This is a genomic window from Microbacterium sp. Soil_C_42 (assembly GCF_057656735.1).
Map to the genome: position 1 here is coordinate 1 of NZ_JBDGJU010000035.1, position 13,555 is coordinate 13,555.

7 protein-coding genes are annotated in these 13,555 nt (G+C 73.1%); all 7 read right to left on the reverse strand.

What is annotated here, in order from left to right; genetic code table 11:
• Nucleotides 1-543: DUF5684 domain-containing protein (locus tag AC3A46_RS16160; RefSeq protein ID WP_487666117.1), on the reverse strand; the 543-nt coding region annotated here is incomplete at its 3' end.
• The gene (locus AC3A46_RS16165) at nt 540-3,101 is read right to left on the reverse strand and encodes a transglutaminaseTgpA domain-containing protein (protein WP_487666118.1); all 2,562 of its coding nucleotides are present in this window, start codon (nt 3,099-3,101) and stop codon (nt 540-542) included. The genes AC3A46_RS16165 and AC3A46_RS16160, both read right to left, overlap by 4 nt.
• Nucleotides 3,098-4,507 (reverse strand): DUF58 domain-containing protein, encoded by a 1,410-nt coding sequence (locus AC3A46_RS16170; RefSeq protein ID WP_487666119.1) that lies wholly within the window; start codon nt 4,505-4,507, stop codon nt 3,098-3,100. Before AC3A46_RS16170 ends, AC3A46_RS16165 begins: the two co-directional genes overlap by 4 nt.
• Nucleotides 4,504-5,469, reverse strand: coding sequence for an AAA family ATPase (locus tag AC3A46_RS16175; RefSeq protein WP_487666120.1), 966 nt, complete (start codon nt 5,467-5,469; stop codon nt 4,504-4,506). Before AC3A46_RS16175 ends, AC3A46_RS16170 begins: the two co-directional genes overlap by 4 nt.
• Nucleotides 5,470-5,524: 55 nt before the next feature.
• Nucleotides 5,525-11,488 carry an Ig-like domain-containing protein gene (locus AC3A46_RS16180; RefSeq protein WP_487666121.1) on the reverse strand — a complete coding sequence of 1,988 codons (5,964 nt, stop codon included), beginning with the start codon at nt 11,486-11,488 and terminating at the stop codon, nt 5,525-5,527.
• Nucleotides 11,488-12,627 carry a serine/threonine-protein kinase gene (locus AC3A46_RS16185; RefSeq protein WP_487666122.1) on the reverse strand — a complete coding sequence of 380 codons (1,140 nt, stop codon included), beginning with the start codon at nt 12,625-12,627 and terminating at the stop codon, nt 11,488-11,490. The genes AC3A46_RS16180 and AC3A46_RS16185 overlap by 1 nt, the downstream gene beginning before the upstream one ends.
• Before the next feature lie 173 nt (nt 12,628-12,800).
• On the reverse strand, nt 12,801-13,469 hold the full coding sequence (locus AC3A46_RS16190) for a spermidine/putrescine ABC transporter substrate-binding protein (protein WP_487666123.1): 669 nt from the start codon (nt 13,467-13,469) through the stop codon (nt 12,801-12,803).
• Nucleotides 13,470-13,555: the final 86 nt, after the last annotated feature.

The window sequence follows — 13,555 nt, forward strand, 5'->3', positions numbered from 1 at the left end:
GGCGCTCGTCGGCGGCGGCGGGACGGCCGTCGGCGCAGCAGGAGACGCGGCCCCCTCGGTCCGTGCAGCAGGAGCCGGGAACGGCGGCAGCGGAGGAAGCGTCGCCGTATCGCCCGGACTGCGCCGCACGCCGGCGCCGAAGGGCGCGCGGGCGGTCGCAGCATCCGTTTCGCGTCCGACCCAGCGCGCACTCCCCCAGCCGACGATCGACGCCCAGACCGGGAACAGCAGGAAGCCGAGGACGGTCATGCCGGCACCGAAGCCGAAGGCGACGTTGACGCGGTACAGCGCGATCGCCCAGACCACCAGGAACACGACGCCGACGAACGGGACGAACGCGAGGACGACCAGCCACGGGGAGAGTCCCGCGAGCTGCAGGAGCACGATGGTGTTGAGGACCGGCACCCACGCCTTCCAGGCCTCGACGCCCGACTTGCGGAACACCGCCGACAGTGCGAGCGCGGTCCAGACGTAGAGACCCGCGAACAGCAGCAGGCTGATCAGCGTGCCGAAGACGGCTGCAGTGGCATCTGTGGCGTTCATGGCGTAGGACGCACGGGCTCGGCCCGTCGTCTCCCCCTCTCGGAGAATCGCGTGCGGCCACCCGGTTCGGGCGCCGTCGGACGGAACAACGATCTCAACGATACGGTCGCAAGCGCCCCGCGCCAGAAACCTCGTTCCCGGCGCAGAACGCGTCGCTCCCCGTCGACGATCTCCCAGTAGCGCCGCGCGGCGTCGGCCGAGTGGTCCGCGTGCGAGAACACGGCGCGGTCGGCGTCTCGTGCGAGCGCCGCCCCCGCGGGCGTCGCGAACGCTGCGGCGAGCTCGCTGCGGGTGGCGGTCCGGGATGCCGCGCGCCCGCTGTCGAGCGCTGCGTCGACGTACTCGTCCCAGCCGCCCGCGATGCGGCTCGCCGGTGTGCCGGTGTGCCGGCGGGAGCGGCGGCGGGCGGCCTTCGTGCCGATCACGATGAGGAAGGGCCCGAGCGCGAGCACGAGCACCAGGAGCACGATGCCGCCGATCCGCAGCATCGGCCACAGCCACGCCAGGTCGGCGCCGGCGTCCTCGTCGGCCGGGCGATCGGCGGCGGAGTCCTCCTGCGTGGGGTCCGGCGGCACGACTTCCTCCACCGAATCGGGGCGCACCTCGGTGACGTTCTCGGGGTCGCGCTGCTCGGTCGTGTCGAGGCTCGGCGACTGCGCATGCTGCGGGGTCACGTCGACCGCGACCCACTCGCCCGCCGCCGACTGCACCTCGGTCCACGCCGTGAGGTCCTGCGCGTGGCAGGCTCCCTCGTCGCACGTCGCGAGATCGGGCTCCGCCGCGGACAGTCGCGCTCCCAGCACCACCCGCGACGGGAAGCCGAGCTCGCGTGCCATCAGCGCCGCCGCGACGGCGAACTGCTCGTCGTCCCCGATCGCCGCGACGTAGTTGCCGGATGCCACGGCCCTCTGATCGGTCTCACGCTCGAGCAGGCGCGCGAACATCGTGTCGACGCGGGCGAGCGAGTGGCCCGAGGCGCTGGGCTGGAACGCGTAGTCGGGCAGGGCCGCCGCCCAGGCCGGCTCCTGCACCCCCTCGTCGAGGCCGTGGCTGAGGTAACCGCGCTCGCGCAGCAGCGCGACCAGGCCCGCGAGGGCCGAGCCGGCCGAGCCGACCGCGTGCTCGTCCATCCACGTCCGGAGGCTGTCGGGGGCGGCCACACCGCCCGGGTTCCCCGGCGCGTCGAGCTCGTCGAGTTCCGGAGCCTCGGGCTCGATGCCGCGCACGACGAACGCGTCGCCGGATTCGAACCCTCCCCCGGCGGTCTGCACCCCGGCCGAGGCCGACGCGTTGTAGTAGAACCGGTCCGCCAGCGAGGCGGAGCGGTCGCCGTCGAACGCCACCGCCTCGAGTCGGCCGGCGGTCGGCATCCAGATCCCGTCCCACGCGTCGATCTCGATCCGCGCCGCGACCTCGGTGCCCTCGCCGGCGTCGAGGGCCGACGGCACGCGGACGAACCGGCCGGCGTCGACGGCGCCCTCGCCGCCCGACCGGAAGACCTCGCCGTCGTAGGCGTCGAGGGTCGCGAGGCGCACGCGCTCGGGAAGCGCACCGACGACGCCGTCGGTCACCACCGGCTCGACCGTGAACAGCACCTCGTCGGCGCGGGCGTCGACGAACAGCGCGCGGTACTGCGAGAGCGGACTCACCTCGGCCGACAGGTCGATGTCGGGGCCGACGGCCGAGCGCAGCACCTCGCGTTCCACGCCGCGCGCGGCGAACGGCACGACCGCCACCGCGACCACGAGGGCGACCGCGACCATGCCGGCACCGAGCGCGGTGCGACGACGGTCGGCCGCGGAGGGGCGGCGAGAGATGCGGACGCCGCTGGATGCCGCGGCCCGCTGCAGTGCGCGGACGCGCTCGTCGTGGGTGCGCCACGCCAGCCACAGCAGACACGTCACGAGGGCCGAGACGCCGACCGCGGTCTCGACGGGCGCGTAGAGGAACACGGGGCCGACCGCGAGCGGCGAGCTCACGGTCGCACGGCCGAAGAAGAGCCCGAAGGTCACCATCCCGAGCGCCACCGGAACCGCGGCGTAGGCCGCGCGATCCTCCCGCCAGGCCAGCAGCAAGACGGTGCAGGTTCCGATGAGGAACACGACCAGCGCCGGGACGAGCAGGTTGCGGTACGAGCCCACCGGAAGCTCGACCGTGACGAGGTCCTTCCAGCCGAGCACCAGGCCGGTGGCCAGCTCGCCCAGGCCCCGCACGAAGTCTTCGGGCGCGCCCAGGCGCGAGGGCACCGCGAGCGGCACGCCGAGGATCAGCACCGCGAGCGCCAGCGCACCGGCCGCGGTCCAGCCGCTCCAGCGGCGCCACCACACGACGGCGGCGATCCCGGCGCCGACCAGGGTGCCGACCAGCACGAGCAGCGCGAAGGTGCCCGAGCGGTAGATCGGCCACGCGGCGACGGCCGCGACGACGGCGATCACCGCGGCGAACCCGGCGCCGACCCCCACGCGGGCGACGAACCGGGGCGCGCGCACGCCGATGGCGTCGGACGCGCCGCGGGGCGCGGCATCCATCCGCTCCATCACGGGGATCGGCCCGCTCACGATGTCGCTCCCCGCAGCAGCAGGCCCGAGAGGTCTTCGAGAGTCCCGACGGTGAGCACCGTCGTGCCCGACAGCGGCTGCATGCGCGGGTGCGCGCGCTCGTCGCAGATGAGGCCGACCACCGCGGTGTCGGCCGGGAACGCGAGGGCAGCCTGCTGCAGCCTCGTCAGCGGCACGCGCGAGCCGACCACGACGAACGCGATCGACAGCCGTTCGCCCGACTCCGCGGCCAGGCGGCACACCTCGCCGACGGGCATCGTGCTCTCGAGCAGCTCGACGCCGCTGAAGCCGTCGAGCATGGGGCGCGGCGCCGCGGCGGGGATGTGCCGGATCGCGCGCAGTCGCCCGCGCACCACGCGCGGGATCTCGGAGCCGGTCACGATCTGCACGTCGCGTGCGTCGTGGACGGCGCGCAGGCCCAGCGACGCCGCGCACGACACGGCAAGCTCGAATTCGTCGGCGTCCGCGTACTCGGCTGCGGCGACCGCGAGGACCACCGCCATGCGCGAGCGCCGCGACTCCTCGTACTGACGCACCATCAGCCGCCCGGTCTTGGCCGTCGACCGCCAATGGATCTGGCGGCGCGAATCGCCGGGAGCGTACTCGCGGATGGCGTGGAACGACATGTCGGCGTCGACCAGCCGGCGCGTCGGAGCGCCCTCGAGGTCGCGGATGAGCCCCGCGCTCGTGGACGGGAGCGCGGCCGTGCGGGGGTGGACGTACAGGTCGTGCACGTCGTGGAACGCGTGCTCGCGGCGCAGCATCCCGATCGGGTCGCTGCGCACCGTGGTCGCCGGACCGACCCGGACGATGCCGCGCGGGAGGCCGGGGATGTCCAGCGGCTGCTCGACGGCGTTCCCAGGTCGCAGCAGCGGCACGCCGAACTCGACGAGGCCGGCCCCGACCGGGATGTCGATGCGGCCCGGCAACGCGGTGCGGTGGCCGTCGTTGCGCACGTCGATGCGGCCGGTGACGCCCTCGCCGGCCACGATCCGCTCGTGCGTCAGCGAAAGGTCGACGTCGTACGCGCGCGCGCCGAACAGGAAGGGCACGGCGGCGACGATGAGCACGACGGATGCCGCGCCCGCGACCATGAACTCCACCCAGCCGAAGACGATCCCGAGGACGAGTCCCACGGTCGCCGCAAGGGCCACCAGGGCTCCCGCCGGCCGGATGGTCTGAGCGGCCCACTCGGCCGCGGTCGTGATGCCCGAGCCCGCCGCCCGCCACGCGCCGGTCCACCACACGGCGGCGCGCACGAAGGCGCGTCCGCGGCGCGACTCGCCGACGCTCGTGGCCGTGGCGGTCACGTGCGTGCGGCCGGTCGTGCCGGTGGACTGGACGGTGCGCGTGATGCGCGGCTCCACCGCCCCGGTGGCGCCGCCGCGGCGCTCGGGGCTCGTCATACCGCTTCGCGCCTCGAGGGCGGTGCCACGTCGAGCAGCACCTGCCCGACCACGGTCTCGGGGGTGACGCCGTCGAACTCGGCTTCGGGGTGCAGGATCAGGCGGTGCGACAGCACGGGCACGGCGAGCGTCTTGACGTCGTCGGGCGTCGCGTAGGTGCGGCCCTGCGACGCGGCCCGCGTGCGGACGGCGCGCGTCAGGGCGAGCGCGCCGCGGATGCTGACACCCAGGCGCACCTCGTCGGCCGTACGCGTGCTGTCGACCAGGCGGGCGATGTAGTCGAGCACGAGCGCGTCGACGTAGACATCGGCGGCGAGGTCGGCCATGCCGACCAGCGCCTGCGGCGTGATGATCGGCGTGAGCTCGGCGGTCGAGACGGCCGCCCCGTCGAGGATGCGGACGGTCGCCGCATGGTCGGGGTAGCCCAGCGACGTTCGCATCATGAAGCGGTCGAGCTGCGCCTCGGGCAGACGGTAGGTGCCCGCCTGCTCGACGGGGTTCTGCGTCGCGAGCACGAGGAACGGCACGCCCGCCTCCCGCGAGACGCCGTCGATCGTGACGCGCCCCTCCTCCATCACCTCGAGGAGGGCGGACTGCGTCTTCGGACTCGCGCGGTTGATCTCGTCGGCGAGCACGATGTTCGCGAAGATCGGGCCGGCGTGGAACTCGAACACGCCCTCCTTCTGGTCGTAGACGCTGAGCCCCGTGATGTCGCTCGGCAGCAGGTCCGGCGTGAACTGGATGCGCGTGTTCGTGCCCTGCACCGACTGCGCCATCGCCCGCGCCAGCGACGTCTTGCCGGTCCCCGGCACGTCCTCGAGGAGCACGTGCCCGTCGCTGAGCATCGCGGTGAGCACGAGCTCGACGACGTGGCGCTTGCCGAGGACGGCGCGCTCGACGTTGTCGGCAATCTGCCCGAACGTCTGCGCGAACCAGTCGGCCTGCTCCTGCGTGATCGTCATGCGGTGTCGTCCTTCGTCGTGTGGGGAAGATCGGGGAGAGAGCGGATGCTGCCGCTCAGGGTGTGGGCGGCGGTTCCGGGTTGCCGGGCTGGCAGATCGCCGAGAACTCGGTGCTCGCGGGGGCGAGGCCCCAGCCCTGGGAGTCCCAGTTCACAGACACCGAGATGCCCTCGACGCGGACCGCGCCCTGCGGCACGTCCCACGTGCCGGCGTTGTGCGTGAGGAGGCGGTCCTGCTTGTCGTAGTACCGCAGGCCGGCATTGCCGAACGTGAACGCCGCCGATGAGCCGTTCGGCGCGTTCGAGGACTGACCGCGGTACGTGAGCGGGCTTCCCCCCACGCACGAGGTGACGGTCCAGTTGGCCTGAACCTGGTACGGGGCGCTGTCCGCGCGCGGCGTCACCGTCGACCACGCCGTGGCCGTGCCCCAGAAGTCGTGCACGTAGCGCACCTGGATGCCGGGGTCCTGGCCGAAGACCGTGCTGCCGGGGTCCCAGCCCTGGAACTCGGCGTGATTGCGGTTGGGGAGCCGCTCGGCCGAAGTCGGGTTCTGGCGGATCACCCAGTCGGCGCGCTGCGACTGGACGCTCGGCGTGCCGTCGACGACGAACGTCCAGCCCTGCGGCGCCCTGCCGGACTGGAAGGCGCGCACGCTCTGGGTGATCTCGGCGCGGCCGAACGACGCGCCGTCGTCCCACGACTCGACGCACGCCCGGAACGTGTACTCCTCGCCGTCCGTGAGGCCGGGGAAGGTCGCCGTCGCGCCGTCCTCGGTCACCGTGCAGCGCTGGCCGTCCTGCACGATGCCGTAGCGCAGTGCCGAGCCGTCGCCGTTGCGCTGCGCGGAGGCGCGCGCGGTCACCGTCGCCGTGCCGTCGCCGTTCGACACCGAGCTGAGAGTCAGCTGCGGCGACAGCGGGCTGCCGATGCCGTTGGTCTGGACGGTCGCGGCGCCACCCGACGCGCTGCCGCCCAGCCCGGGCGGCAGGTCGAAGCGCGAGTAGGGGGTGATGGTCACGATCGTGCCGGTGTTGCTGCCCACGCGGAACCACGGCACCTCGACGCGGGTCTGGTTGCGGCTCACCGGCACCCGAACCGTCTCGCCGGCGGGGCTCGCGATCTCGAGGCTGCCGGTCTCACCGGCCTCGATGCCGTCGATGACCAGCGACACGATGCCGCCCGCACCGTCACCGGTGGGGACCGGGGCGGCGATCACGCTGGTCGGCGGGAGCGGCGCGTCGTATGCCCACGCGACGGTGCGCACGCCCGCCTTCGACTCGCCGACGGCGTTGACGGCCCAGGCGTCGTAGGTGCGCTGCTCGCCGTTCGGTGCGGGGACCGCGGGGCACACGCCGTCCGCGGCGCACCGCGCCACCTCCTGCCCGCCGGAGCGGATGACGAAGCCGGTGAGCGCGGGGTACGCCAGCCGGGCCTCGCCCGGATCGATCCTCATCGTCACCGATCCATCGGCATATGCGGTCTGGGTGATACTCGCGGGTGCCTTCGGGAACCCGAGCAGGTCGAGGAGCACGCGGCCGTCGCGCTCGGCGTTCGTCACGCGGCCCTGGGCGTCGCGCACCGAGAAGGTGGCGGTGCACGTCGCACCCGGGGCATCCGTCGTCCACGTCGCCGTGATCGACGTCGCCGACGCCACCTGGAAGCCCACCCCGGCGCACGCGCCCGTCGGACGCACGCCGACGACCTCGAGCGGAGTGCGGGGCAGCGGGTTGACCTCGCCGCCCGCGCCGATCACCGGGATCGTGCACGACGACCCTCCGCCCTGCGAGCACTGCTGCACGACCGAGCCGCCCTGCGGAAGCGTCGACGGAGCGGCGCCGACGCGGAGGATGAGCCGCGCAGGGGGTACCGAGGGGTGGCTCGTGACGGAGACGAGCACCGCCTCCTCGGAGCCCGGGACGGCACGGTCCGCCCCGGTCACGGTCACGATGGAGCCCTCCTGCGTGACCTCGAACGCAGTGCCGGCGTGCTCGGTCGCGTAGACGATCCCGTCCCAGTCCGGGCGCAGCTGCCACGTGGTCATGTTCTGGAGGTCGAAGGTCGCGCTCTCACCGGGCCCGACCGTGATGGATCCCGGCCGGAGCTCGGGCTGCGGGTCGCGCGGCAGCACCACGATCGGCACCGAAAGGTAGGTCCAGTCCTCCTGGCCGGTCAGGCGCACGGGGACCTGGCAGGCGTCGACCCACGGTGCACCCGACCCCGCGTCGTAGCGCACGACGGTGCCCGACTCGACGGTGCAGGAGGCCTCAGGACGAGCGCCCGATGCCCGCACGTCCTCTCCGAGCTCGACCACCGCGCCCCGGGGGCGCGCGACGAGGTCCGCCATGTCGAAGGTGGTGGACTCGAGCTCTGTGACCTCGGGCGGGGCGGCGTTCGCGCGCAGCGTCAGCGCCAGGTCGTTCTCGCCCGGAACGCGGAGGAAGCCGTACGACGTCACCTCGCCGGCGGTGCCCTCACCGGTGACCGCGAACGGGATCAGCCGCGTGGTCTCGGGCAGTTCGCCCCGCAGCTGCGAGCCTCGCACCGAGACGCCGTCCGGATCGCCCCACAGTGACAGCTCGAGGTCGTCGACGTCGCCGCCCGACCAGGTGACCTTGCCGCCGAGCACGTCGACTCCTCGGGGGAAGTCCTCACGGGTCTCGACGGTGAGGTTGGTGTCGGCGACGACCGGGAAGTCGGGGACGTTCTCGCGTACCACGCGCACCACGATGAGGCCGCGTCCCGTGTTCCCCGACGAGGACTCGACGTCATAGAGATACGACATCGTCGCGGGCTCGTCCCCCGCCGCGATCCGGACCGTGGTGTCGTCCGCGCCCACGATCTGTTCGTCCAGCCGTGCGAACTCGGGATTGTCGCTGCCGTCCACGAGCGTCGCCGGGACGTCGGGGCGGATGCCGGTGACCCGCAGCTCGCCCAAGGTCGGGTCGACGTCGTTGGCGAGCGGGCTGACGCGGATCGTGTTGCCCGCACCTGCCTGCACCTGCACGTAGTCGGTGAACGTGACCGGACTCGGGTTGGCCTGGCTGTCGAGCACGCCGATGCGCACCGTCCCGTCGGCGGTCGCACCGAACGCGTCGACGACGCGGTAGCGGAACGACACCTGGCCGCTGTCGCCGGGCACGCTGGTGTACATGATCGATCCGCCGTCGGCCGTGATGGTGGCGGCGCCCCGGGCGGGCTGCTCGACGATCCGGTCGAGGGTCACGACGTCGCCGTCGGGGTCGGCGCCGAAGTCGTCGAACTCGAGGAGGGTCGACTGGCCGCTGAGCACGCGCCCCTCGAGCGTGTCGGCGGTGGGGGCGCGGTTCGCCTCCGCGTCGATCACCGTCACCCGCACCGTCGCGGTGTCGGCGAGCGCCGGGGCGCCCGTCGTGAACACGGAGTACTCGATCGCGTACTGCCCGGGCTCGTCGGGGGCGAGGTAGCGCAGCAGGTCGCCCGACGCGAACGCGAGCGCGCCCTCCGACGACGAGCGCACCGAGGCCGGGTTCAGCGTCGGCCTGCCGCCGGCGGGCGAGATGTCGTTGCCCGTCACCGGGATGTCGATCTGGGCGCCGGCGCGCACCATCACGGCATCGTCGACGGCGATCGGCGCGAGCTCCGGCGCGGGGGGCAGCAGGTACACCGTCGCCTCTCCCTCGACGCTCGCGCCCGCGTCCTCCGTGCCGTCGCTCACCACGTACGAGACGGTGCCGAGTCGTCCGGCGGCGCCGTCGGCGGTGGTCCCCGACACACGGAGGTGGTTCTGGCCGACGCCGTCGACCGACAGCGTGGCGCCGTCGTCCGCCCGCCCGACGACGTCGCTCAACAGCAGCACGCGACGTGTCGGGTTCGAGACCGCGTCGAAGATCTCGAGCGTCGCGTCCTGCTGAGGGTGCACGAACGCGACCACCGGCGACGTGGCCAGCTGCGCCGGCGCGTCGGCAGGCAGCAGGGTGATGCGGGCCGTGGCGCTCGCCTCGCTCACGCCGTCGGTCACCGTGAAGTCGACGCGGAACGTGCCCGGACTCTTCGCCGCGAAGTCGAACGAGGTCGAGCCGCTGACGGCCGTCGCAGTGGCCGCGGCATCGTCGAGCACCCGCACCGATTCCAGCGACAGGGTGCCCGCGGTGCCCGTGACGTGCTCGGCGACGTCGACGGTGATCCCGGAGGCGACGGTGTCGGTCACGGCGAACGACTGCGCCGCGAGCTGAGGCTGCGGCGACACCGTGATCGTGAGCGGCTTCGCGGTCGTCTCGCCCTGGGTGTCGGCGACCGTCACCTCCAGCTCGACGAGCTGCTCTCCGCCGTCGCCGGCATCGTCGTGCTGATAGACGACGTCGCCGCCGGGCGTCGCCGCGACGCTGCCGACGCCGCTCTTGTTCTGGACCGACAGGAGCAGCAGGGGGTCGCCCTCCGGGTCGACCCAACCCGGCAGCACGGGCACCGTCACCGTGCCGCCCCGGGCGACCTCCGGTTCGGGCCATTCGACCAGGCATCGCTCGACGCCGCACCATTGCGGCGCCGAGTCGGCGGCGTCGTCCGCCACCGTCACCGTGACCGAGGTCGGGTCGGACTTCAGGCCGTTCTCGCTGGTGCCGTCGGTGACCGCATACGAGAAGGTCGCCGATCCCGTCGCGCCGGGCTGCACCCGGAGGGCGAGGCGCTGGTCGTCGTCGGTCGCCGACACGGTTCCGAACGCGGGGTCGAGCCCGGTGATCGACGCCGGGTCGATCGTGAGGACGTCCTCGTTCGGGTCGTGGTCGTTCATGAGCACCGGCAGCGAGGCGAGGGCGCCCGCACGCACGCCGAACGCGTCGGGTTCGGCGATCGGCGGCTTGGGATCGAGCACGACCTGCAGCTGCTCTTCGCTGGGAACGGCGTCGGGGTCGGTGCGGTCGTCGAGGCTCCAGTCCTGGCTCGACGGGATCAGCGCGCCGTCGGGCACCGACCAGGCCCACCCCGAGCGGGTGTCGTTGAGGATGACCGCGGAGTCGCTCGAGACGAATACGGGGCGCTGCTGGTCGCCCATCGTCTCGTCACCGTAGCCGAGCCGCGCGGTGGCGCCGCTCGAGCGCCACAGCAGACCGCCCGCGTCGCCCTGGCCGAGCCATGCCGCGTAGGTCTCGCCGCCGTGCGCGACCGGCTGCGCGGGTGTGCCGAGCACCGTTCCTGCACCGTCTCCGACCGGGGTCAGCATGGCCGACCCGTCGGCCGGCACCTCAACCAGCCCGGTCTCGTCGGCGAGATAGACGGCGGTGCCCTGCGCGTCCGGTGCGCCGACGACCACCGCACCCGTCGTCGGCGACTGGGCGGCGGCATCCTGCCCGCGAAGCCATACCTCGCCGTCTTCGGTGTCGACCACCGCCCACGTGTCGCCCGCCGCCGTGATGGCCGGCGTGTCGATGCCGCTCTGGTCGAACGCGTCGCGCGCGCGCACCTGGCTCTCGCCGATGTCGTAGCGCAGCACCGAAGCGTCGGCGCTCGAGTACGCGAACAGCATGCCGCGCTCGTCGACGGCGATCGCCTCGGCGGTGTACTGCGGGGCGTTCTCGTCGTCCGCGCCGAACGGATCGAGCTGCGACGAGGTGCCGCTCGAAAGGCGTCCCGCGAAGACGGCGCCCGAGTCGGTGAGGTAGGCGACCCAGTCTCCGGCGGTCACGGCCTCGGTCGTGCCGGACGGGGTCTTCTGCGAGGACTGCAGCGCCTCCTCGTCCAGATCGGCGGGCATCGCGGCGTCGATGCGCGTGAGCGTCGAGTAGCTGTCGCTGAAGAGGTACGCGGCATCCCCCGTCTGCACCACCTGGTCGGGGTTGCTGATGCTGCGCACCGTGTCGAGCTCGCCGACCGAGGTGTTCACCCGCGCGTAGCGGCGGCCGTCGCCCGTCTGCAGCGCCCAGACCGCGGTGTCGACGTCGGGGGTCTCCTGCGCGTCGAGCCCCGGCCACACGATGCTGACGCCGATGACGGTGGCCACCACCGCGCCGGCGGCGACGATGCCGGCGACGGTGCCGCGTCGCATCAGAGCACCCCCGCCGCCATCAGCGCCACGACGACCGCGCCGGCGCCGGCGACGATCCCCGCTCCGATGCCGATGGCCCAGGGCAGCACGACGTGACCGCGCCGACGGGCGGGCGCCGAGATCTCGGTGTCCTCGTCGCGGGCGAGCTGTGCGACACCCGTCCCGGAGCGCGTCTTGCGGGTGAGGTCGCGCTCCACGTGCGAGCGCGCGGGTCCTCGCAGCGCCGAGTCCCCGAAATCGACGGGGGCGGATGCCGGGGACCACTGCGCATCGGGGATCTCGAGCGGTGTCGGCGAGAGGCCGAGCCCCGACTGCACGTCGCGCAGCGCCTCGCCGAACGCCCGGGCCGAGTCGTACCGGCGACCGGGGTCGCGGCTCATCGCGGTCGCCAGCACGGCCTGCAGCGACGCCGGGACGTCGGCCCGCGGGATCTCGACGTAGGTGGCGCGCGCGATCCGCTTGCGCAGCAGCTCCTTGGTGTTCTGCCCGCGCTCGCGGCGCTCGAAGGGGCTGTGGCCCGCGAGGAGCGAGTAGACCGTGGCGCCCAGGCTCCACACCTCGCTCGTCACGGTGCCGCTGGTCTGTTCGGCGACGACCTCGGGAGCGCTCCACGGGATCGACATCGCGAGCACCTCGCCGCCGCTCTTGCGCTGCAGCGAGGCCGAGATGCCGAAGTCGGCGAGCACGGGTGTGCCGAAGGTGGTGATGAGGATGTTGCTCGGCTTGACGTCCCGGTGGATGAGTCCGGCGCGGTGCGCGGACTCGAGCGCGCTGGCCATGCGCACGCCGATGGCGAGGACCTCGTCGACGGGGACGCGCTCGACCCGGTACCGCTGCGCGAGCGAGCCCGGGCAGTACTCCATGACGATGTACGGGCGGCCGTCGGCGGAGATGCTCGCCTGATAGACCGTCACGATCGAGGGATGGGCGGACAGGTGCGCGAGCACGTCGGCCTCGGCGTTGAACATGCGCCGCAGCTCCGGGTCGCGCACGTCGCTCGGCATGACCTTCACCGCGACATTGCGGCGAGGCATGTCCTGCTCGTAGAGGAAGACGTCCGCGAAGCCGCCGGAACCCAGCGGGCGGATATAGGCGAGCCCGGGGAGGATCGGAGGCGCCGAAGGAAGCCGTGCAGCCACCCGCACACCTCCCCGCCGTCCGATACCGTCAGACCCATGTCGCCGGAGCGACAACAAACCCGGTCATGCTAACAAAACCCGCCTCCCGAGAACCCGCATCGCGAGCAGGATGTGGACAGTGGGAGCGCGTGCGGCGGGCCGGCACCGGACCGGCCGCAGAGACGGGGCCGGCGTCAGTCTAGCCGCGGAGCCTCGCCGGGGTCGTGGGGGTCGAACGGTGCGTCGAGCGACTTCGTGAGATCGGCGAGCATCGCCTCGATCTGGGGCTCGACGTACTCGGTCACCGCGGCCTGGATGCGCAGGCGATGGTGGAGCAGGATCGTGCACACCTCGCGGCCGACCATGTTCGCGTAGTCGTCGGCGAGCCCGACCTCCTGGCGCAGTGCCGCCTTGGCCTCCTCGCTCAGCGGGGGCAGCGCCGGCACATGCGCGTCGGCCTCCTCGGCGAGCCCCGCGATCGTGAACAGGAACGGGGCGCCGGGCACTGGATCGGGGTCCATCGGCAGACCCTCGAACTCGGGATCGAGTCCTTCGCCGGGGCGGTAGGCGCGCGCGCGATTGCGGGCGGCCTGCTGATCGAGCTCGGCCTGCAGCATCGGCAGGTTCAGCGCCGTGTACTCGGCGACCGAGCGGTCGACGATCGTCTTGATGCGGGTCGACAGCCCGTGCTGCACACCGTGCGGCACGTCGGCGCCGAGGCCCGCGGCCGAGAGCACGGGCGACCCGAAGCAGCGGCGGCAGGGGGCGATCCGCCCGTGGTGCGTCGCGGGCTCCCAGCGGGGCACCCACGCGAGCCAGGCGTCCACCGCCTGGCTGACCTGGGTCTCGAGCGACCGCTCCACGCGTTCCACGCTAGTGCCCGGACCCTGCGCCCGCGCGGATTTCCGTGGTCGCCTGCCCTGTTCCCTCTCCTGTGAGGTCCGGACCT

What these genes read in the sequence shown, in the direction of transcription:
- AC3A46_RS16170 (WP_487666119.1), bottom strand. Translation starts at nt 4,507, where the DNA reads ATGACGAGCCCCGAGCGCCGCGGCGGCGCCACCGGGGCGGTGGAGCCG.
- AC3A46_RS16175 (WP_487666120.1), bottom strand. Translation starts at nt 5,469, where the DNA reads ATGACGATCACGCAGGAGCAGGCCGACTGGTTCGCGCAGACGTTCGGG.
- AC3A46_RS16180 (WP_487666121.1), bottom strand. Translation starts at nt 11,488, where the DNA reads ATGCGACGCGGCACCGTCGCCGGCATCGTCGCCGCCGGCGCGGTGGTG.